The sequence below is a fragment of the Paenibacillus sp. S28 genome, assembly GCF_016624415.1.
In the GTDB taxonomy this organism is placed as follows: Bacteria; Bacillota; Bacilli; order Paenibacillales; family Paenibacillaceae; genus Paenibacillus_AQ; species Paenibacillus_AQ favisporus.
In genome coordinates this window covers 420,933-442,015 of record NZ_JACVTM010000002.1, presented here as the reverse complement: position 1 = coordinate 442,015, position 21,083 = coordinate 420,933, and the positions used below count along the sequence as shown (strand labels likewise).

The window sequence follows — 21,083 nt, the reverse complement described above, 5'->3', positions numbered from 1 at the left end:
CATCAGGACAAAGCCCCGGTCATCCGGGCCGCAGCGATCGTCAGCAGGCGCCGGGCCACTTCGTCCTTAGTCATTACGGGCATTTGTTCGACCAGTCCGCCGGCATCGTATACCTGAACGATGTTGGTATCGGATCTGAAGCCGGCTCCCTCCGCCGTTACGTCATTGGCCACGATCAGATCGGCGTTTTTCCGTTTCAGCTTATCCTGGGCATATTTCTCCACATCATTCGTCTCGGCTGCAAATCCGATCAAAAACTGCGTTGTCTTCGTCTTGCCGAGCTCCTCCAGAATATCCACCGTTTTGACGAGCTCGAGCGTCATCGTATCCCCCGACTTTTTCATTTTGCTTGCGGCCGTCACCTTCGGACGGTAATCCGCGACAGCCGCCGCCTTGATGACCAGGTCGCTGTCCTCCCAATGTTCCAGCACCGCCCGGTACATATCCTCGGCGGACTGGACTTTCACCGCGTCCACGTCTGAAGGGGGCTCAACGTCCGTATGGCCGTAAACGACATGCACCTCCGCCCCCATGTCTTTGGCGGCCTTGGCGATGGCAAACCCCATTTTCCCGGAAGAATCATTGGTGATGTAACGCACCGGGTCGATCCGTTCCACCGTTCCGCCCGAGGTAACGATGACCTTTTTCCCGCGGAGCAGACCCTGCCCTTGTACGGATTCATTGTGAGACGCAAAAAAGCGCTCCACTACCTGGACGATCGTTTCCGGCTCCTCCAGCCGTCCCTTGCCGACATAGCCGCAGGCAAGCAGTCCTTCGCCGGGCTCGATCATCATCACGCCCCGGGACTCGAGCAGCCGCATGTTGGCCTGAACCGCCGGATGGGCATACATATGCACGTTCATGGCCGGTGCGATCATGACCGGCGCCTCGGTGGCGAGCAGCGTCGTCGAAAGCATGTCGTCCGCCAGACCATGGGCCATTTTTGCGATCATATTGGCTGTAGCCGGTGCGATGAGAACGAGGTCGGCCTCATCGGCCAAATGGATATGGGAGACAACGGATGGATCGCGCTCATCGAACGTGTCGCTGTATACCGGATTTTTGGACAGACTCTGAAAGGTCAGCTCCGTAATAAACTGCTTCGCTGATTCCGTCATGATCACGTGGACATCTGCGCCTTTTTGCACCAGCTTGCTGCACAGACTGGCCGCCTTGAACGCCGCGATTCCACCCGTCACGCCGAGCACGATGGTTTTGCCGGTTAACATACGATTTCCCCGCTTTCCGTTTCATTTAGATAGAGAAAAAAATACAACCTTGCGGTTGTATCTGGAAGACGTCTATACGCTCTTGCTGCAAACTTAATATGAGTTCTTGTTAGACCTGCCGCATAACAGCAGAAAAAGCCCCGTCCCGGGAAGAACAGGCTTACGCCTTATTCTCATCCCGTTCGGCGACCGGTTCCGGAATCACCCGAAGCAAATCCCCATAAATTTCCTCAAGCGCCACGCCCACGTATTTGTGGGATCTTGGATGCTTCAGGTCGGTCTTTGCGCCCTCGCGCAGCTGTCTCGCACGGCGGGAGGCCGCGACGACCAGCGAGTATTTACTGTCGACTTTATTCATCATTTCATCAATCGATGGGTACAACACTTGGCGACACCTCTTTTATTATTCTCAAATGGAATGCTGTCTTCGTTTATTTCTTGATTTTACAATGTTCGGCGATAATAATCGATTCTATTCGTTTGCAGGCGCAATCAATCTGATCGTTAACCACCGCATAGTCATAATGCTGCATCAAATTGATTTCGTCAACCGCCACCGTCATGCGGTGGTCGATCGTCGCCTGGTTCTCCGTACCGCGCCCGATGATCCGGTCCTTGAGTTCGTCCAGGGAAGGCGGCAGCAGGAAAATAAATACCCCCTCGGGAAACTTCTGTTTGACCTGAAGGGCACCCTGCACCTCAATTTCCAGAATAATATCGTTTCCGCTTTCCAGCGTCTTCTCTACGAAATCGCGCGGCGTTCCGTAATAGTTCCCCACGTACTCCGCATACTCCAGTAGCTGGTCGTTCTGCATCATATCCAGAAACTGGTCACGGGTTTTGAAAAAATAATTGACCCCGTTCACTTCTCCCTGGCGCGGGCTCCGTGTCGTCGCCGATACCGAATAGACCAAATCCGGCAGCTTCCCGCGCAGCGCGCTGCACACGGTTCCTTTACCGACCCCGGAAGGTCCTGACAATACAAACAATATTCCTTTTGACATATTACTCCCCATCTTGTTATTCGTCATTATCGTCATCTTTGCTGGACAAGCGATGAGCCACCGTCTCCGGCTGCACCGCCGACAGGATGACATGGTCGCTGTCCGTAATGATTACGGCGCGCGTCCTGCGCCCATAGGTCGCATCGATCAGCATGTGACGATCTCTTGCTTCCTGAATAATCCGCTTAATAGGCGCTGATTCGGGGCTTACAATCGAAATGATACGGTTAGCCGATACAATATTCCCGAAGCCGATGTTAATGAGTTTGATTGCCATATTCAGGTTCTTCCCCCTATTCATTTGACTCTCTCCTGTTTTCTGTCGAAATTGTGCCTTACTCTATATTGGCCAGTTGCTCTCTAATTTTTTCCAGCTCCGCTTTCATTTCGACAACACGGTTTACCAGAGTCAGATGATTGGCCTTGGATCCAATCGTATTGACTTCCCTGTTCATTTCCTGAATCAGAAAATCGAGTTTTCTTCCGACCGGTTCATCCGCACGAAGTAATCCTTTGCATTGCTCAAAATGGCTGTGCAGACGTATCAATTCCTCATCGATATTGCAGCGGTCTGCAAAAATAGCAATTTCCATGCCAAATTTATGTTCATCAAAAGCAAACGAACCGTCATTCAGTTCAGCCAGCCTTTGTCTGAGCTTATTGCGGTATTCTTCGACTACGCTGGGTGCGAGCTGTACCATTTCTCCGTGAAGCTTCTCCAGCCGGTTCAGGCGCTGCTCCACATCACGGGCAAGGAAGCTTCCTTCGGAAGTCCTCATCGCGACGAGTCCTTCCATGGCCCTTACAAGACCTTCTTCAAGCACGCGTCCCCACTCTTCAGGCTCCGGATCCTGGTTTGTCCCGACTTCCTCGGGTGTGAGAAACACGCCCGGCAGGGACAGCAGGTCTCTTACCGTCAATTCGCCGTTCAGGCCATGCCTCTCGGATACCTCACGCGCCGCCTCCATATAAGTATTGACGGCTTTATGATTTAACAAAACAGGCGGAGCGGTATTCTCTTCCGCCTCCTTGTTAATAAAGACATCGATCCGGCCGCGCTTGACAAACCGCTGTACCGTTCTTCTCAAAGGGTCCTCAAAGCGTGTCCATTCACGCGGCAGGCGTATGACCACTTCGCAGTATCGGTGGTTCACGGATTTCACTTCAATTTCCACTTTATACCCTCCGTAATGAAGGGCGGATTGACCGTAACCGGTCATGCTGAAAGACATCGGCACCACATCCATTACACTATTGTAATTGATAACTATCTGTGAAACAAGGGGGACTGCCGGCGTCCGGATTTCTCCCACACATGGCTGATGAGCTGGGCGCTCATGTCATACAGCATAAACGGCGTCATTAAGTAAATTCCGTTAAAATGCTCCATCGCCACGTCGAGCAGCTCTTTGGCAATGGCAACCCCCATGGCTCTTCCTTCTTCGCCTTCCAGGCCGCTCATCCGGCGGCGCACATCGTCCGAGAGCTGAATTCCCGGCACCTCGTTGTGCAGGTATTCCGCATTGCGCCCGCTCGCCAGCGGCATGATGCCGAGGAAGATCGGAATGTCGAGGTGGCTCGTCGCTTCCTTCAGCGCGCGGATCAGCTCCGGATCGTACACCGGCTGGGTCATGATATAATCGGCGCCGGCAGCGATTTTGCGTTCCAAACGCAGCACGGCTTTGTCAAGATGCTTCCCGTGAGGGTTAAACGCCGCGCCGACGACGAAGTTCGCCTTTTGCTTGAGCGGCTTGCCGGAGAAGGCGATTCCCTCATTTAACTGCTTGATCATTCGTATAATCTCAAAAGAAGTCAAATCGTATACGGAACTCGATCCCGGCAAATCGCCGAAGCGTGCGGGGTCGCCCGTGACAGCCAGCACGTGATCGATGCCAAGGGCGTCAAAGCCCATAAGGTGCGACTGCGTTCCGATCAAGTTGCGGTCCCGGCAGGCGATGTGCACCAGCGGGCGCAAACCGGTCTCCGCCTGCACCAGATGGCCGAGAGCCATATTGCTCATCCGCGTAACCGCAAGCGAATTGTCGGCGAGGGTCAGCGCGTCCGCCCCGGCATCCTTCAGCACCTGCGCCCCCTTCATAAATTTGGCGATATCCAAATCGCGCGGAGGGTCCAGCTCCACGATGACGGTGTGACGCTCTTTGACGAGGTCGACCAGATTCGGGTTGCCGCCTTTGCCTTCACCGTCGCCGTCTGGCGCGAGATGTTCATGGATTTCGATCGGGGCAGGGGCGATGTCAATCGGCCCGTACGTTATCGGCTGCGGCTCGTACCCCTGAAGCGCAGACGAAATCGCCGCGATATGCGCGGGCGTCGTCCCGCAGCAGCCGCCGATGATCCGGGCGCCGAGATCGGCGAATTTCACCGCCATCTGGCCGAAATAATCCGGCTTGGCCCCATACTGATATTCCCCATCCACATAATCGGCGACCCCGGCATTCGGATACACCGACATCGGCACGGACATGTGGCCGCCGAGGGTCTTCATCGCGCTCATAATGCCATTAGGGCCTGTGCGGCAGTTAAAGCCGATCACGTCCGCGCCCTGCTGCTGCATCATCCGGAACGCTTCCGGCATCGTATAGCCGTCCAAGGTCCGGGCTACGTCCTCAACCGCAAACTGGCAAATGACCGGCAGCGGGCTGAGCTTGCGCACGATAGACAAAGCCAAATACAGTTCTTCCACATCGTAGAAGGTTTCGAGCAGGATGCCGTCCACTCCTTCTTGCAGAAGGGCCTGAATCTGCTGCTCGAAATATTTCTTAAGCTCGGCCGTCGAGACGTTGGTCCGTTTGCCGCCGCGGATGGAACCGATGGCTCCGACCACATAGCCGGCGGATCCCGCTACTTCCCGTGCAATCCGGACACCCGCCCGGTTGATATCCTCCACCTTCGACTCCAGGCCGTATTTGGACAGCTTGTCGAAGTTGGCCGAAAACGTATTGGTCTCAATGATTTGAGCCCCGGCTTCCACATAACGCCGGTGAACATCTTTGATGACCTCCGGTGAGGTCAGGTTCAGTTCTTCATAGGAAATTCCCACAGGAAAGCCCATTTGATATAGAAAAGTGCCCATCGCTCCGTCGCCGATCAGCACCTGTTGATCCCACGCTTGACGCAAATCCGGTTTCATGTTGGCTCCTCCACCCCGAAAAAGTAGTTTCACATTAATGTATCATAAATCAGCGCACAAGATAAGTCATAGAATCCTCCAGTTATTTTACTAGAGTCGGATTTGGACGATCTGCACCCCCAAGAAGCAGGAAAGCCCGGTGGATCGTATCCGCCGATACGCTCTCCGGGCTATTGAGGTGTTAACGCTGGTTTTTCAAAAGTCCGGGCGACTAAACGTCCTGGACGCTTCCCGTATACACGACAGCCGCAGGGCCTGTCATATAGACGTGGTTGTCTTTCTCGCTCCACTCGATGAACAGGTCTCCACCTTTCAGCAGGATCGATGCCGACCGGTCGGTTAAACCGTTCAGCACGGAGGATACGAGGGTTGCACATGCCCCGGTTCCGCAGGCCAGCGTCGGACCGGCGCCGCGCTCCCAGACGCGCATGTCCACGGTACCGCGGTCCTTCACGGTCGCGAATTCGACGTTCACCTTTTTCGGGAATACCGGATGCACTTCCAGCTTTGGCCCCCAGGTGGCGAGGTCGAAATTCACCGCATCGTCTACGTAAATGACACAGTGCGGATTGCCCATCGACACGGCCGTAAACCGGAACTGCCGGCCGTCAGCCTCGATCGGCGCATCCACGACCGGGTTCGCGTCGATCGTCGTCGGTACGCTCAATCCATCAAGCACGGGCTCGCCCATATCCACCGTGACGGTGGCGGCCAGGCCGTTGTCCACATGGATCGTTACCGGCTGCACGCCGGCTCCAAGCGTTTCGATCGTAATTTGCTCACTGCTGACATAGCCGTGGTCGTACACGTATTTTGCCACGCAGCGGATGGCGTTGCCGCACTGCTCCGCTTCCGAGCCGTCCGAGTTGATGATGCGCATGCGGAAATCCGCCTTCTCCGACGGCAAAATATATACCAGTCCGTCCGCTCCGATGCCGAAATAGCGGTCGCACCATTTCAAGGCGAGCTCTGCCGCGTTGTCCGGCAGAGCCTTCTCGCCGTAGATAACGATAAAGTCGTTCCCGAGTCCGTGCATTTTTGTAAATTCCATGGATGGTGCCACTCCTTTGTTATGCTAGCTTTTTACTGTCCACTAGCATACCTCAAAGGACCGGGCCGTGCTATTGACTTTATGCAGAAATGTTTGTACTTTTCGCCACGAGGCGGCCGCTTCCCCGCCGCTTGTTGCGTCTTCCGCCCCATACGCTGCCGATGCCCATCAGGAAGGTAGGCACGCCGGCGCCGACGATCGTAATGCACCATTCGCGGAAGCCGAGCGGCACGGTTTTAAAGATCGGCTGCAGCGGCTCGATGTACATGACGCCGAGCATGAGCAGGACCGAGGAGAGCACCGCCAGCACCAGGTACTTGTTTTGCAGCGGGTTGCGGTGGAAGATCGATCTGGAGCTCCGGCAGTCGAACACGTGGATGAGCTGGGCCATAACGAGCGTGGCGAAAGCTACCGATTGGGCTTTGGTAACCTGAGCGGCGTTGTGCGGATCCACGCGGAGGGTGAGCCAGAATGCGCCGAGCGTGCACAGACCGATCAGGAAGCCGCGGCTGATGATCTTCCATCCCAGCCGGCGGGCGAATATATTTTCTTTGGCCCCGCGCGGCTTGTGCTCCATGAGGTCCTTCTCCGGCTGATCCACGCCAAGGGCCATCGCCGGCAGGCCGTCGGTCACGAGGTTGACCCACAAAATCTGGATCGGCAGCAGCGGCAGCGGCAGGGCGAGCATCATCGCAAAGAACATCGTCAAGATTTCGCCGACATTCGATGCAAGCAAATACCGGATGAATTTGCGGATATTCTCATAGATGCTCCGGCCTTCCTCGATCGCCGCCACGATCGTCGAGAAGTTGTCGTCGCTCAGGATAAGCGCCGATGCTTCCTTGGTGACGTCGGTACCGGTAATGCCCATGGCAATGCCGATGTCGGCCGCTTTGATGGCCGGCGCATCGTTGACGCCGTCCCCGGTCATGGCAACGACATGGCCCTTGCGCTGCAGCGATTTGACGATGCGGAGCTTATGCTCAGGCGACACGCGCGAGTACACGTACACGTTGTCGACCTTCGCATCGAGCTCCTGGTCGTCGATCTGCGCCAGCTCCTGGCCTGACATGGCTTCGCCTCCGCGCGGCATAATGCCAAGCTGCTGGGCGATCGCCTCGGCAGTCGTGCCATGGTCGCCGGTGATCATCACCGTCTTGATGCCAGCGCGGCGGCAGGTGCTGATCGCATCGCGCACTTCCCGGCGCGGCGGATCGATCATGCCGGCAAGGCCGACGAAGACGAGTTGGCTCTCGGCGTCCGCTTCGCTGTCCAGCGAATCATGCGGGCGCAGGTCGCGGTATGCCGTCCCCAGCACGCGAAGCGCGGAGGAAGCCATCTCTTCGTTGGCGGCAAGCACCTTCTGCCGGAGCGTGCCGGTAAACGGCACAACGTTGCCTTCCCACAATATATAAGTGCACTGGTTTAACAGCACGTCAGGCGCGCCCTTAGTGCATAAAATTTTGCCGCCCTGGTGGCTCACCACGACCGACATCAGCTTCCGTTCGGAATCGAACGGAAATTCCTTATCCCGCTGATACAGCGCCGACAAGGACTGCGTCGTCATCCCCATTTTGGAAGCGAGGGTAATGAGCGCCCCTTCGGTCGGATCCCCTTTCAGTTCCCATACCGGGCCTTGAGGTTCCTCCTTGCCTTTGCGCTTGCCGCGCGACTCCGGAGCCGCCGTTTCGTAAATTTCCGCGTTGTTGCACAGCGCGCTGATCTGGAGCAGCCTGCGCAGCCCCTGGTCGTTCTTCACGTCGACCGGCTTCTTCTCTTCGAGGATTTGTCCGGTCGGCGCATAACCGTCGCCGGTGACCTCCAGGCTTCTTCCCCCGACCCACACGCGCGTAACGGTCATTTTGTTCTGCGTCAGCGTTCCGGTTTTATCGGAGCAGATGACCGATGCGCAGCCCAGCGTTTCGACCGACGGCAGCTTGCGCACGATCGCCTTCCGCTTGATCATCCGCTGCACGCCGAGCGCCAGCGCCACGGTCACGATGGCAGGCAGTCCTTCGGGGATCGCCGCAACGGCCAGGCTGACGCCGGCCAGGAACATGCCGACGGCAGGCTGTCCATGCAAAATGCCGGCAACGACGACCATGACCGTAAGCCCCAGCGACAGAATGATGAGCATTTTGCCGAGCTGCTCCAGGCGGTGCTGAAGCGGCGTTTCCTGCGAGTCTGTATTCTGGATCAGATCGGCGATTTTCCCCATTTCCGTATCCATGCCGGTGCGAACGACAACGCCTTTGGCGGTCCCCCGCGTCATCATGGTTCCCATGAAGCCGGTGTTCTTCTGATCGCCAAGGGGCACGTCCGCTTCTTGAATAGGCTGGGCATGCTTGCCTACCGGCACCGATTCCCCGGTCAGCGCGGATTCTTCAATATAACAGCTGCTTGTTTCCAGCCAGCGGACATCGGCGGGCACACGGTCACCGCTTTCCAGCAGAACGACGTCCCCCGGAACGAGCATTTTGGCCGGCACCTGAACTACCTTGCCTCCCCGAAGCACCTTCGCTCCCGGAGCGGACAGCTGCTTCAGCGCACGCAGGGAGCGTTCCGCCTTGAACTCCTGGATGAAGCCGAGGACCCCGTTCAGCAGAATGATCGCGATAATGGTGATGGCGTCCAGGTATTCGCCGAGGAGGCCCGAAACCAGCGTTGCCCCCATCAGCACCAGCACCATGAAATCTTTAAATTGGTTCAGAAATAAGGCCAAAGGAGAAATACGCTTTCCTTCCGAAAGCTCGTTCCATCCGTTTTTCTTCCGTCTTTCCTCCGCCTCTTCTTCCGAAAGGCCCTGCTGCGGGTGAACGCCGAGGACATGCTGCAGTTCTTCCGCGTCCAACTGATGCCATTTTTTTTGTTCCATAGCTTCCCTTTCCCTCCCGGTCTTTGTGCGCTGCGGGTGTTCAACAGCTTTTCCACCTGTTCTATCGTAAATGTATTCGGACAGGGCCTAAAATATCACAAGCCTGGCCTCTTAAGTTTTTGGCCAAACTATGGCATCATAGTATGGAGGCAATCGTAACCAAGTACAGCGTAAAGATGGGAGATACACTATGGCATTAGATGGAATCGTAACGCGGGCCCTTGTCCATGAGCTGCAAAGCATTCAGGGCGCCCGGATCAGTAAAATATACCAGCCCAACGATCACGACCTGCTCTTTCACCTCCGGACCCGGGAGGGCAACGCCAAGCTGCTGCTGTCGGCCAACCCGACGTATCCGCGGGTGCACTTCACCGAGCGAAGCTTTCTGAATCCGCAGGAGGCACCGATGTTCTGTATGCTGCTGCGCAAGCACTGCGAAGGAGGCATCATTGAAGACATCCGGCAGGTTGGAATGGAGCGAATCATTCATATTACGGTCAGACAGCGGGATGAGCTGGGGGACGTCTCTTCTAAGCAGCTCATCATCGAACTGATGGGCCGGCACAGCAACATTATTTTGTCAGACCCTTCGAGCGGGACGATCCTGGACGGCATCCACCATGTCACCCCGAGCATCAGCAGCTATCGGGTCATCATGCCGGGCTTTTCCTATACGGAGCCTCCGCAGCAGCATAAGCTGAATCCGCTTGAGGTTACAGGAGAGCTATTTGCACAAAAATATACCGAGGAAGCGGACGCCGAACCGATTTCGTGGATTGTGGATACGTTCAGCGGCGTAAGCCCGCTGGTTGCGCAGGAGATCGTGCACCGCGCCGGCCTTCAGTCCTACTCGGAAGAAGGGCCCGAAGCTGGCGAAGCACGTCGAAGCGCCCTATGGAACGCCTTTACCGGGCTGATGGACAGCGTCAAACAGCAGGCGTACCAGCCGATGTCAGGGGCGAACGCCAAGGGGAAAATGGTTTTTTCCGCCGTCGATCTGACGATGATTCAGGAAGAGGTCAAACGCTATGAATCCATCAGCACATGCATGGAGGATTATTACGGTGAAAAAGCTGAGCGCGACACCGTCAAGCAAAAAACGAGCGATCTGCTTCGTTTCCTGCACAATGAGCGCGCCAAAAACATTAAAAAGCTGGACCACCTGCACGCCGATCTGGAGGAAGCCGCCGATGCGGACCAGTACCGGATTTACGGCGAGCTGCTGTTTGCCTCCCTGCATACGATTGCAAAGGGGGACAAGGAGGCGGTGCTGACCAACTTCTATGACGAGGACCAGAAGGAAGTGGCCATTCCGCTGGACCCGCTGCTCAGCCCTTCCGATAACGCCCAGCGGTATTTCAAGAAATATAATAAGTACAAAAACAGTCTTGCCGTCATCGACGAGCAGCTTGCTATAACGAAGGAAGAGATCCGCTACATGGATGACCTGCTCCAGCAGCTGGCCCATGCATCCATGAACGATATCGACGAAATCCGCGAGGAGCTTGTCCAGCAGGGATATCTCCGCGACCGCAGCAAAAAAACGCGCAAAAAGAAGAAAAACGACCGCCCTACCCTGCATGTATTCACATCATCCGAGGGCATCGAAATTTACGTAGGCAAAAACAACCTGCAGAACGAATACGTGACCAACAAACTGGCCAGCGGCAGTGATACGTGGCTGCACACCAAGGATATCCCCGGGTCCCACGTCGTCATCCGCAGCAGCCAGTTCGGGGACCAGACCTTGGAGGAAGCCGCCCAATTGGCCGCTTACTTCAGCCAGGCCAAGGAATCCAGCAGTGTGCCGGTCGACTGCACCCTGATCCGCCATGTGCATAAGCCGAGCGGCGCCAAACCGGGCTTTGTCATTTATGATCACCAGCGGACGCTGATCGTCACGCCTGACGAGGAATTGATCAAGTCGCTTCCGAGCGTCATTAAATAATCATACAAAGCTTTAGATTTCTAATTATAGAAAGAATGCGGTTGAACCGTGCTCAATGAACGTCCGTAAGCTTCAGCACCCATAATAGAAAAGGCTATATCCTCCGTTATTAAGAGCGGGTGGGATACAGCCTTTTTTGATGTCTTCCTGATTTAATGTCCCGTTTATTTCTCCCGGATTTCCCGGTTTAAGCGCTCGATGATGTCCGGCAGCTGCTGCATACCCAGATCCCCTTCGCCCCGCTTGCGGACCGCCGCTGCACCCGCCTCCTGCTCGCTCTTGCCGACGACGAGCACGTACGGCACTTTTTCCAGCTCGGCTTCGCGGATTTTATAGCCCAGCTTCTCGTTTTTGGCGCTGACCTCAACCCGGATGCCCTCTTTCGCAAGCGACTGCTTAACCTGATAAGCATAATCCAGATCGTGCTCGGATACCGGGACGACTTTGGCCTGGACCGGTGCCAGCCACAGCGGAAAAGCTCCCGAGTAATGCTCCGTCAGAATGCCGATGAAACGGTCGATGGAGCCGTAGACGGCGCGGTGAATGATGACCGGGCGATGCTTCTGGTTGTATTCACCGACATAGCTGAGACCAAACTTCTCCGGCATTTGAAAATCGAGCTGGATCGTCCCGCACTGCCAGCTGCGCTTCAGGGCATCGAGAATATGAAAATCGATTTTCGGACCGTAGAAAGCTCCGTCCCCCTCGTTCAGGCGGTATTCGATCCCCCGCCGCTCCAGCACGCTGCGCAGCGACTGCTCGGCCTGCTCCCACAGCTCATCCGAACCCATGGAATCCTCCGGCCGCGTCGACAGTTCGATCCGGTAAGAGAAGCCGAATATGCCGTACATATAGTCGATCAGGTCGATGACGCCGGCGATCTCCTCCTCGATTTGGTCAGGTCTGACAAAGAGGTGTGCGTCATCCTGGCAGAACGTCCGCACACGCATCATACCGCTCAGCGCGCCTGAATATTCGTGGCGGTGAACCTGTCCGAACTCGGCCAGCCGGATCGGCAGCTCGCGGTAGGAGCGAAGGCCGCTTTTGAAAATCAGCATATGCCCCGGGCAGTTCATCGGCTTCAGCGCATATTCCGTCTCGTCCACCTGGGTAAAATACATGTTGTCCTTGTAGTGATCCCAGTGCCCGGATTCCTCCCACATCCGCTTGTTCATCATAAGCGGGGTGCGGACCTCTTCATATCCTCTAGCGGCGTTCAGCTCACGCTCCAGCTGCTCCAGCTCGTTGCGGATGATCATGCCTTTAGGGAGGTAGAACGGCATGCCCGGCGCTTCCTCTGAAAACAGGAACAACCCCTGCTCCTTGCCCAGCTTGCGATGGTCGCGCTTCTTGGCTTCCTCGAGCATGTGAAGATGCTCATCAAGCTGCGCCTTCTTAGGGAAGGCGGTGCCGTAAATCCGCTGCAGCATCTTGTTGTCCGAGTTTCCGCGCCAATAGGCTCCGCCTACGCTCAGCAGCTTGAACGCTTTGATTTTACCCGTGGAAGGAAGGTGCGGTCCTCGGCACAGGTCCACAAACTCTCCCTGCTCGTAAATCGAAATTTCGGCGTCCTCGGGCAGGTCCCGAATAAGCTCAAGCTTCAGCGGCTCCTGCAGCTGCGCGAACAGGTCCAGCGCTTCCTTCCGGCTGACCGCCTTCCGCCGAATCGGCAGATCCTCTTCCGCGATCCGCTTCATTTCCCGTTCAATCCGGGACAAATCATCGCTCGTCAGCGGGCTTGGAAGATCCATGTCGTAATAGAATCCGTCCTCGATGACCGGTCCGATCCCCAGCTTGACGGACGATGCTCCGAATAAACGCTTCACGGCTTGCGCCAATAAATGCGCCGTGCTGTGCCGGTATACCCCGATCCCTTCCGGACTGTCCACAGTCACGATTTCAATGCTGCTGTCCTGCTCAACCGGCGTACTGAGATCCACCAGGATCCCGTCAATTTTGCCTGCTGCGGCATTTTTCACGAGGCTGCTGCTGATCGATTCGGCGATGCTCTCCAGCCGGACGCCTTGCTCGAATGCTCTTACCGAGCCGTCCGGCAGCTTGACTTGTATTTCCTTGTTCATGTTCTTCCCTCCGTCAAATTCGGTCTATTTGGTGAACGCAAAAAAACGCATCTCATCCCAAGGGACGAGTGCGTTCAGCTCGTGGTTCCACCCTAATTCGACCTGCATCCGACGGTTCATCCGAACACGTACATATGCAAAGCCCTTATTAAGCATCCGATATCGGGGATTAACCGGTTCCTTCTACTGCCGCGGCTTGGGACAGCGGGTTCAAAGGGACGGCTGCAAAGGGGTAATTTCTGAACCGGTGTCAGGAGAAGCTTACACCACTCACTTCTCTCTCTGGGCAGTCCTGGATCGAAATCATGTCTTTGGTCATCGCCTTACAAGTTTGTGTTTGTTGCTTGGTTCAACATTATAGTACGGCCTGCAAGCCCGGCGCAAGCCCAATTCTTTAATTTTGCAAAAAAAGGTTAAAACTCGCCCGGGCACCCATGACTATTTTGTTCCCCGCTGAAGTTGTTCCAATACGGTCACCGGGATCGTACGGCTGCCGATATCGCCATGGAAGACGACGCCCTGCCGTTCCCCGTGAAAATCGGAGCCCGCCGTGACGATCAGCCCATGCTCATCAGCCATCCTCAGGTACCGTTCCTCATCGGCCGGGCCGTGGTCGGAATGGTAGACTTCGATTCCGGCAGGTTTCGCTTCCCTAACAATCCGTTCCACCAGCGCGTCATCGCCGTAGATCCCCGGATGGGCCAGCACAGGCGTTCCGCCGGCTTCCCGGATCCAGGCGCAGGCATCCGCGGGTGTGATCCGCGGAACGGATACGTAGGCAGGCGCATCCTCGCCCAAATAGCGGTTAAAGGCGTCCCGCATGTCAGAGGCATAGCCCTTCTTGACCAATACGTCGGCCATATGCGGCCGCCCGACGCTTTCATCCGGCTTCAGCTCGCGCCCCAGCCCGGCAATGACCTCCTCGAGCGTGATGGAAATTCCAAGCTGCTGCAGCTTCGCGATCATCTGATCGTTACGCCGTTCCCGGGTCTGTCTCAGCTCGGCGAGATGGTTCAAAAACGGCTCATGTGTTATGTCGATGTAATAGCCCAGTACGTGTATATCCTTACCGCCGGCACGGGTGCTGATTTCGACGCCGGGAACGACGGTGATGCCGAGCCGCTGCCCGGCTTCCAATGCTTCCGGAATGCCTCCCACGGTGTCATGGTCGGTAATCGCCACGGCCGCGAGTCCCTTCCCGTGGGCGATCCGAACATTCTCCGAGGGTGGCTGCATCCCGTCCGAAGCCGTAGTATGCGTATGCAGGTCACCGTATTTCTGATCTGTGGACAAGTCCATTCCTCCTTCACTCATTCAGCGTCTTAAGCTGTGAAATATTCCTTTAACTGCCGGCTTGGCCCTATTCCCCCTGCTGTTCCTGCTGCTGTTTAAGAAAATTCAGAAAGGTCACGGCTGACAGCGGAAGCAGGGTGGATTTCAAATGAATGGCATAAAACTGCCGCTTAAATTCGGCGTCTCGGATCGGAATGATGGTAACCAGGTTCAGTGCGGTTTCATGCTTGACCGAGGCCGGCGACAGCATCGTAATGCCGAAGCCGGCCTCGACGGCGGATTTCACCGCTCCCGTGCTACCAAGCTCCATCGCGGTCTGCAGGCTTTGTGGATCGATCCCCTTGTGGATCAGCACACTTTCCATCACCTGGCGCGTGCCCGACCCTTTTTCCCGCAGCACAAACGGATAGGCAAGCACTTCTTCCAGCTCGACCGATTCCCGCTCGGCCAAGGGATGGCCGATAGGCACGATCAGCTTCAGCTCGTCCTGCATGACGGGATCGATGACCATATCCGGATGGTGGATCGTCGCCTCGATCAGGCCGAAATTCAGCTGATGCTTCGTAATCTCTTCGATGATCTGTGTAGTGTTCATCACCTTCATCATAATACTGATGTGCGGATACTGCTGTCCAAACGGACCGAGCAGCCGCGGCAGGAAGTATTCGCCGATCGTGAGGCTGGAGCCGAGCTGAAGCCGGTCCTGCAGCATATGGGTATGCGATGCCATCGCATTGTCCGTTTCCTTAACCAGGGCGATGCTCTTTGCCGCATACGGCAAAAGGGTGATCCCCGCTTCGGTCAGCTCGATCTTCTTGGTGGAGCGGATCAGCAGGCGCGTCCCGAAATATTCCTCCAGGGACTGAATCTGCATCGTAACGGCCGGCTGGGTCATGTGCAGCGCGCTCGCCGCCGCCGAGAAACTCCCACGTTCCGCCACGGTATAAAAAATGTGGAGCTGGTGAAAATTCATGGCATGCTCTCCCCCTCGTCGTTCTTATATTGTATCCGATTCGGCCGTGAACCACCAACGCCGTTTAACATTTCAGCGGCAGGTAAAGTCTGCGGAACCGACACATGAATCAACAAAAATGAGCATGGCTTCCCGGAGGGGGAATCCATGCTCACGCTTACAAAACGCGGTTATTTCCGCTTGCGAGTATTTTTAATCAACGTCATTCTCCGCGAATGGCGCAGCCAGGAATAATAAGACTTCAGGTCCCTCAGCTCGATCGTCTCCGACATTTTGCCAAGGAACGTCACGATAATCATCTTGTGCAGCGGATTTCCGCTGATGTCGGTTTCCCCTTCGATCTCCGCAAATTCCGCGACGACGACAAGATCCTCGTCAATCAGGTAAACGTCCTTCTCATTCCGGTAGTAGGGAGCAATCCGGCCCTGCTTCAGGCACTCCCACATCCATGCGGCTATATCATCTATACTATGGATATCACTATGAATCCGGTCGTTGTACCTTGTCTTCGCATGATGGGTAATGACGATGTCGGCCACCCGCTTATCCCCTAAGGTCACAAAAAAAGGTTCATAGGTGCTCCATCTTTCCATTCCTTTGTCGCGCATGGACTATCACTCTCCACTACATAGGACTTTGTATCTATGTATTTATGCCTATTATATTACATCATTACCACGTTCTTCACAAGCTCCAAACTACGTATCCCGGCATATTTTCATATACGGAAAAGAGGACCGTCGTATCTACACCGTTTCTTTCCGCTCCAATCGGATAATTTCCTTGCCGGATTCACAGGCTTTGCCTGCGCTGAAGCCGGAAGCCATGGTCTAAAAAAAGAAGCAGCCGAATTCGGCTGCTTCCTGACAATACGATAACTTTCCAGGTGGGATTGAAACTGATGACAGGCAGATGAACCTCCTACTATAAGCCATAAAATCGGGTCTTATCCGGTACGTCGCTCGAATATTCCGTTTTGATCTCGTTGCGGTAGGAGCGTTCGATTTTACGCACATAGGAAAGGCGCCGGATATTTTTGGCTACTTCCTCGGCCCGGTCCGCATTCACGTACATGACGACATAGTGCATCCGGCGAGATATATAGTGAACGGTCCCGTACTTCTCCAAATTCCGCGCTGCCTTGATATCGCTAACCCAAATGATATACCCCGTCCGTTCTGCAAACATGATTTTCCCACCTCACTTATACTGGCTCTCTATATTTTACCCACCGCAGGAGCATTTGCCCCCGCCGCCGCATCCTTTCAGATGCGAATCGTTGCCCGGCACCTTGATCGTTTCCGATACGGAATAAGCGATCATTTCGGACATTTGGTGCAGCATGTCATCCAAGTTCTGCTCGGCCAGCTTGAAGCGTCTCACTTCCTCGAACTGCTCCAGCTGCTTCTCCACAGCCTTGACCTCATCCTTTGCGCTGTGGTAATTCGGATGGAAATGGCCGAAACGCTGGGTCTCTTCGAAAAGCTCCTTCTTCTTCGCCAGAAGCCGGACAAGCTCCTGTACGGCCGGATTGCTGCCAACCTGCTGCTTCCAATATAAATAATCGGACACCTCAACCGACTGATTGATCATATCGCCTAATTCATAGGCGTTCATCAGCACGGCTGCCATGTCGACCGTGTTGATCTCCGATACGCTCATGAACTTCATCTCAATTCTATAAGAATGTTCTCCTCCGTCTGGAGTAGACTCTTTTATCATATCATAACCTTTGGCCCATAAGAAGAGGTTTGAACGCACTTCCTGCGGATACCCTCAGGTGAAAGAAGGCACAATCAGCCGGATTTGCTCCCAATCCCCCTGCGAGAGCAGAGCCCCGTCCTCATAACCGTCCCGTTCCGGATCGAAGAGAGTTCCTTCCACCGCCCACGGGTGGCTCCGAATTCCCCGAGGGATGAATTCCAAACGGCTGCCTCCGCGGGATATGAGCACCTTGGTCTGCCATTCCAAGGCCTGTTCCATAATGTGCTGGGCCGTCGTCCCGTGATAATTCCGGAAATCCTGGGTCCACATTTTCGGAACCTGCCCGTAACCCGGGAACAGGGACTCCGGCTTCGGAATGTCTGAATCCGGCTCGAAATACTGGATATTCCGGCCGCTGTACACCAGACCGCCGGCGGCGGAAAGCCCGGTTTGGCGGAAGTTTTCTACATCGATCCGCTGCCCCGTCAGGTCCGGTGTGGGGTCATGGATCAGCGGATATGTGGAAACGGTCCGGCCGGGTTCAGCGATCGCCTTTAAGGGCGAGAGTCCTGACGAATCCAGGATTTTCCGCACTTCCGGCACCGCGCCGCTGTTCACGAGAAAATGCTTCGGACCGATCCGCTGCAAATGACCCTTCAGTTTCGGGTGCGCTTCGATCCGATCGCCGTCTTCTTCAGCCGAACACGACAGCAGCATGGCTTCCTCAAAGCGGGTCCGGCCGATTTCCCGGCCCCACTGCTCCAAAGCCAGCCTTACGTTCTCCGGGACGCCGCCGCCCGAGAAGTTGTCCAGCAGCTGCGTCATTTCGGCCGCGCTCATGCCGTTCTCCACCGCCCGGGCCGTGCTGCTGCGGGTCAAACGGTATATCGACATCCGTTCGCTCTGTACCCGCTCCGAGCAGGCAAGCAGCTTCCATCGGATCCGGTACGGCACATCCGGTGGAACGATGACGTCAAAATCCGGCTGAACATAGAAGCGCCCCTCTCCCGCCATCTCTCGATCTTCGCCGCCCGAAACCAGAACGAAGGCCGGATCTATGGCCCACCGGAAACAGCAGCGTCCGCTGCCGTCCTCACCGGTATCGCCCCAGCCAAACCCCGCCATCGCCGTCATCCATGCCCGGACTCCCGCTTCCGAAACGGACCGGGTGAGCAGAACCTCCTGCTCCATCCAATCCAGCATATTCGTCATATCGTACCAGACGCCTGGTTGGAAAGAAGGATGGCAAAGAAGGTAGCGGAAATGCTGCAGTGCCGGGCTGTTTATGCCGTATCGGTCCAACACCGCCAGGAGCAGTACCCGGTTCATCTCCTGTTCAGACAGGTTCAGCCACTCGCCGAGCCGCTCCTCTTCCAGCACAATCCCCTGGCTTTCTTTCACCGCAAGGCCGAGGCACATCATTATATCGAGCAGCACCGCGGCCACAAGCGGATAGGTTTCAGCATGCGCGTATTGGAGCTGCAGTGTTTCAAGGTCGGAATCTTTCAGGTGCACGGCTTCCAGCAGCTTCTGGATATTTTTCTTATGTACCGTTCCTTTCGCCGTTAAGGGAAGCCCGTGCTCGGCCGCAGCCGCAAGCGCATGCAGCAGATCCAAGGCGAGGCCCGGCTTGGCTTCGCTGATCCGATGCACATTTGAATCCGGGACAACCTCTGCTTCGGGGGTGAAAAACTGCCGATACAATAGACCCAGGCTTTCCAAAGGAATGTAGTAGAGCTTTTCTCCCCAAACCTTTTTCACCGCCTGGATCAGGCCGGCTCGTCTCAAGCGGATAAAGGACAGCTCAAGCTCCGCACCACTTCGGCCGCTGCTCTTCACCGTGGTCCGGGCGTCGTCGCTGAACGGCTGCCCGGCAAAACGGACGATCAGCCGTTTAAGCAGCTCGGCATCCTCCGGGGCCAGCGTACGCAGGATGGACCGGATCGCGAATTCCTGCGGGGAGTCTTCGTTCATTTCAGTGCTCATGGTCGGGATGATGCCTCCTTTAGGTCTGGAATGGGACGGTCCTTCGCAGGATGGGAGGAAGCCCGCTCATGACTGGCCCCAGAACGAAACAGCCCGGGATCCGAATCATATCGGACGGAATATTCGTAACCCTGTTCGACCAGGAACAGCTGACGGCGGATGGCAAAGTCCTCTTCTTTGCTTTCTTGGGACACCAGCGCGTAAAAATATGCCCGGTTGTTTCCGTTTTTCGGACGCAAAATCCGTCCCAGGCGTTGGGCTTCCTCCTGCCTGGAGCCGAAGCTGCCTGATATTTCAATCGCCACGGAAGCGTCCGGCAGGTCGACGGCGAAATTGGCTACCTTGGAAACGGCCAGCACTCTGATCTCTCCCCGTTTAAAAGACTCGTAGAGCCTTCCGCGTTCCTTGTGCGCCATTCGCCCCGAAATCAGCGGAATGCCCAGCGATTCGGACAGTTGCTTCAGCTGATCGATATACTGGCCGATAATGAGGACGCTCTCCTCCGGATGCTTAGCGAGCAGCCTGCGAACGACCTCGAGCTTGCCGGGATTTTCGGCGGCGATGCGGAACTTCTCCTTGCCCTCCGCATACGTGTATGCTTCACGCAGCTCCGGCTCCATCGCCACCCGGACTTCCGTGCATTCGACCTTCGCGATCCAGCCCATGGACTCCAACTCCTTCCAGGGCATCTCGTAGCGTTTCGGTCCGATCAGCGAAAATACATCCTGCTCGCAGCCGTCCTCCCGTACGAGCGTAGCGGTCAGTCCCAGCCGGCGGGTCGCCTGGATATCGGCCGTCGCCCGGAACACCGGAGCCGGCAGCAGATGCACCTCATCGTAAATGATGAGCCCCCAGTTCCGTTCGTTAAACAGACGCATATGTTCAAACTCGTCCTCTTTGGAGCGGCGGTGCGTCAAAATTTGATAGGTGGCCACGGTGACCGGGCGCACCTCCTTCTTCTGCCCCGTATACTCCCCGATCTGGGAAGGATCGAGCGTCGTCTTGTCCGTCAGCTCCGCGATCCACTGTCCGACGGAGGTCGCGTTCGACGTCAGAATCAGGCACTCGCACTGCTGCTTCTCCAGCACGCCAAGGCCGATGACCGTTTTCCCGGCTCCGCAAGGGAGCACCAGCACCCCGCTGCCTCCGCTCCCGGCCACCCCTTCAAAAGCGTCGGCCGCCGCCTGCTGGTAGTCCCTCAGCGCAAATGAGCCGCCCTGCGCTTTCCAGCCCAACTGCAGCGGCTGTCCCTCATGATATCCGGCCAAGTCCAGGACCGGATATCCGAGCCGCGTCAGCTCCTGCTTGATCCGTCCGCGGCGGACCGCATCAAGCTCCGCCTGCTCCGGCGCGGCGCGCCGCAGCCCGCTGGCCTGCACGGCGGGGATTGCCAGCACTTCATCCAGCAGCTGCGGATCGGATGCCGTCAGCCGGAGCTTCCCGGCTTCCGCCTTCCCCACCTCGATCCGGAGCTTTCCGTATCTGCCCACCAGGCTGCGGATGTCCTGGATTAACGCGGATGGAACCTCCCATCTGGCAATCGAAGCCAGGGCGCCAACGATTTCCTCCGCGGTCCATCCCAGCGAAGCGGCATTCCACAGCGATAACGGAGTGATCCGGTACGTATGAAACGCAGAAGGACTCTTGACCAGCTCTGCAAAATGGGCCAGCTTCCCGCGGGCTTCCTCAAACCCCGGATGTCCGCATTCCAGCAGGACGGTCCGGTCCCGCTGCACGATGCACGCTTTTGTATCGCTCATCAAATCCCCTTCTTTCAATCCGAATTGT

The 21,083-nt window shown here is 56.2% G+C and carries 17 protein-coding genes; 1 reads left to right on the top strand and 16 read right to left on the bottom strand.

Annotated features, from left to right (window positions below):
- Window positions 1-2: 2 nt before the first annotated feature.
- The 8 genes from coaBC to IAE55_RS06385 all read right to left on the bottom strand — a co-directional run bounded on the left by coaBC (window position 3) and on the right by IAE55_RS06385 (window position 9,310).
- Window positions 3-1,229 (bottom strand): bifunctional phosphopantothenoylcysteine decarboxylase/phosphopantothenate--cysteine ligase CoaBC, encoded by a 1,227-nt coding sequence (gene coaBC / locus IAE55_RS06420; protein WP_145158301.1) that lies wholly within the window; start codon window positions 1,227-1,229, stop codon window positions 3-5.
- Window positions 1,230-1,389: 160 nt separating this feature from the next.
- Window positions 1,390-1,614, bottom strand: coding sequence for a DNA-directed RNA polymerase subunit omega (rpoZ, locus tag IAE55_RS06415; protein WP_105444589.1), 225 nt, complete (start codon window positions 1,612-1,614; stop codon window positions 1,390-1,392).
- A 46-nt stretch (window positions 1,615-1,660) separates the two neighbouring features.
- Window positions 1,661-2,233: a guanylate kinase gene (gene gmk, locus IAE55_RS06410; protein WP_116229595.1), complete on the bottom strand. Its 573-nt coding sequence runs from the start codon at window positions 2,231-2,233 to the stop codon at window positions 1,661-1,663.
- A gap of 16 nt (window positions 2,234-2,249) precedes the next feature.
- Window positions 2,250-2,510, bottom strand: a complete 261-nt coding sequence (gene remA, locus IAE55_RS06405) for an extracellular matrix/biofilm regulator RemA (protein ID WP_006209218.1) — start codon at window positions 2,508-2,510, stop codon at window positions 2,250-2,252.
- Window positions 2,511-2,568: 58 nt separating this feature from the next.
- Window positions 2,569-3,465 (bottom strand): YicC/YloC family endoribonuclease, encoded by an 897-nt coding sequence (locus tag IAE55_RS06400; RefSeq protein ID WP_145158298.1) that lies wholly within the window; start codon window positions 3,463-3,465, stop codon window positions 2,569-2,571.
- 35 nt (window positions 3,466-3,500) lie between these two features.
- Complete coding sequence (locus tag IAE55_RS06395) at window positions 3,501-5,384, bottom strand: bifunctional homocysteine S-methyltransferase/methylenetetrahydrofolate reductase (protein ID WP_145158295.1); 1,884 nt, start codon at window positions 5,382-5,384, stop codon at window positions 3,501-3,503.
- A 211-nt stretch (window positions 5,385-5,595) separates the two neighbouring features.
- A complete protein-coding gene (dapF, locus tag IAE55_RS06390; protein WP_145158293.1) occupies window positions 5,596-6,435 on the bottom strand; it encodes a diaminopimelate epimerase in 840 nt (279 codons plus the stop codon).
- Window positions 6,436-6,514: 79 nt separating this feature from the next.
- Window positions 6,515-9,310, bottom strand: coding sequence for a calcium-translocating P-type ATPase, SERCA-type (locus tag IAE55_RS06385; protein WP_145947538.1), 2,796 nt, complete (start codon window positions 9,308-9,310; stop codon window positions 6,515-6,517).
- Window positions 9,311-9,500: 190 nt separating this feature from the next.
- Between IAE55_RS06385 and IAE55_RS06380 the strand changes: the two genes are divergently transcribed.
- On the top strand, window positions 9,501-11,258 hold the full coding sequence (locus IAE55_RS06380; RefSeq protein WP_200631435.1) for an Rqc2 family fibronectin-binding protein: 1,758 nt from the start codon (window positions 9,501-9,503) through the stop codon (window positions 11,256-11,258).
- Between the two features lie 164 nt (window positions 11,259-11,422).
- Here IAE55_RS06380 and thrS read toward each other — a convergent pair whose 3' ends face one another.
- The 8 genes from thrS to IAE55_RS06340 all read right to left on the bottom strand — a co-directional run bounded on the left by thrS (window position 11,423) and on the right by IAE55_RS06340 (window position 21,055).
- Window positions 11,423-13,339, bottom strand: a complete 1,917-nt coding sequence (thrS, locus tag IAE55_RS06375; RefSeq protein WP_200631434.1) for a threonine--tRNA ligase — start codon at window positions 13,337-13,339, stop codon at window positions 11,423-11,425.
- A 438-nt stretch (window positions 13,340-13,777) separates the two neighbouring features.
- Window positions 13,778-14,638, bottom strand: a complete 861-nt coding sequence (locus IAE55_RS06370; protein ID WP_145947535.1) for a PHP domain-containing protein — start codon at window positions 14,636-14,638, stop codon at window positions 13,778-13,780.
- A 61-nt stretch (window positions 14,639-14,699) separates the two neighbouring features.
- The gene (locus IAE55_RS06365; RefSeq protein ID WP_145023706.1) at window positions 14,700-15,605 is read right to left on the bottom strand and encodes a selenium metabolism-associated LysR family transcriptional regulator; all 906 of its coding nucleotides are present in this window, start codon (window positions 15,603-15,605) and stop codon (window positions 14,700-14,702) included.
- A gap of 170 nt (window positions 15,606-15,775) precedes the next feature.
- Window positions 15,776-16,213 (bottom strand): hypothetical protein, encoded by a 438-nt coding sequence (locus tag IAE55_RS06360; RefSeq protein ID WP_076169925.1) that lies wholly within the window; start codon window positions 16,211-16,213, stop codon window positions 15,776-15,778.
- Window positions 16,214-16,529: 316 nt separating this feature from the next.
- Window positions 16,530-16,793, bottom strand: coding sequence for a YlbG family protein (locus tag IAE55_RS06355; RefSeq protein WP_094598855.1), 264 nt, complete (start codon window positions 16,791-16,793; stop codon window positions 16,530-16,532).
- A gap of 36 nt (window positions 16,794-16,829) precedes the next feature.
- Complete coding sequence (locus tag IAE55_RS06350) at window positions 16,830-17,267, bottom strand: YlbF family regulator (RefSeq protein WP_116231588.1); 438 nt, start codon at window positions 17,265-17,267, stop codon at window positions 16,830-16,832.
- A 114-nt stretch (window positions 17,268-17,381) separates the two neighbouring features.
- Entirely contained in the window at window positions 17,382-19,295 is a 1,914-nt protein-coding gene (locus IAE55_RS06345; protein ID WP_200631433.1) for a helicase-associated domain-containing protein, read from the bottom strand.
- On the bottom strand, window positions 19,292-21,055 hold the full coding sequence (locus IAE55_RS06340) for a DNA repair helicase XPB (protein WP_200631432.1): 1,764 nt from the start codon (window positions 21,053-21,055) through the stop codon (window positions 19,292-19,294). The genes IAE55_RS06345 and IAE55_RS06340 overlap by 4 nt, the downstream gene beginning before the upstream one ends.
- Between the last annotated feature and the right edge of the window lie 28 nt (window positions 21,056-21,083).

What these genes read in the sequence shown, in the direction of transcription:
- coaBC (WP_145158301.1), bottom strand. Translation starts at nt 1,229, where the DNA reads ATGTTAACCGGCAAAACCATCGTGCTCGGCGTGACGGGTGGAATCGCG.
- gmk (WP_116229595.1), bottom strand. Translation starts at nt 2,233, where the DNA reads ATGTCAAAAGGAATATTGTTTGTATTGTCAGGACCTTCCGGGGTCGGT.
- remA (WP_006209218.1), bottom strand. Translation starts at nt 2,510, where the DNA reads ATGGCAATCAAACTCATTAACATCGGCTTCGGGAATATTGTATCGGCT.
- IAE55_RS06400 (WP_145158298.1), bottom strand. Translation starts at nt 3,465, where the DNA reads ATGTCTTTCAGCATGACCGGTTACGGTCAATCCGCCCTTCATTACGGA.
- IAE55_RS06395 (WP_145158295.1), bottom strand. Translation starts at nt 5,384, where the DNA reads ATGAAACCGGATTTGCGTCAAGCGTGGGATCAACAGGTGCTGATCGGC.
- dapF (WP_145158293.1), bottom strand. Translation starts at nt 6,435, where the DNA reads ATGGAATTTACAAAAATGCACGGACTCGGGAACGACTTTATCGTTATC.
- IAE55_RS06385 (WP_145947538.1), bottom strand. Translation starts at nt 9,310, where the DNA reads ATGGAACAAAAAAAATGGCATCAGTTGGACGCGGAAGAACTGCAGCAT.
- IAE55_RS06380 (WP_200631435.1), top strand. Translation starts at nt 9,501, where the DNA reads ATGGCATTAGATGGAATCGTAACGCGGGCCCTTGTCCATGAGCTGCAA.
- thrS (WP_200631434.1), bottom strand. Translation starts at nt 13,339, where the DNA reads ATGAACAAGGAAATACAAGTCAAGCTGCCGGACGGCTCGGTAAGAGCA.
- IAE55_RS06370 (WP_145947535.1), bottom strand. Translation starts at nt 14,638, where the DNA reads ATGGACTTGTCCACAGATCAGAAATACGGTGACCTGCATACGCATACT.
- IAE55_RS06365 (WP_145023706.1), bottom strand. Translation starts at nt 15,605, where the DNA reads ATGAATTTTCACCAGCTCCACATTTTTTATACCGTGGCGGAACGTGGG.
- IAE55_RS06360 (WP_076169925.1), bottom strand. Translation starts at nt 16,213, where the DNA reads ATGCGCGACAAAGGAATGGAAAGATGGAGCACCTATGAACCTTTTTTT.
- IAE55_RS06355 (WP_094598855.1), bottom strand. Translation starts at nt 16,793, where the DNA reads ATGTTTGCAGAACGGACGGGGTATATCATTTGGGTTAGCGATATCAAG.
- IAE55_RS06350 (WP_116231588.1), bottom strand. Translation starts at nt 17,267, where the DNA reads ATGAGCGTATCGGAGATCAACACGGTCGACATGGCAGCCGTGCTGATG.
- IAE55_RS06345 (WP_200631433.1), bottom strand. Translation starts at nt 19,295, where the DNA reads ATGAGCACTGAAATGAACGAAGACTCCCCGCAGGAATTCGCGATCCGG.
- IAE55_RS06340 (WP_200631432.1), bottom strand. Translation starts at nt 21,055, where the DNA reads ATGAGCGATACAAAAGCGTGCATCGTGCAGCGGGACCGGACCGTCCTG.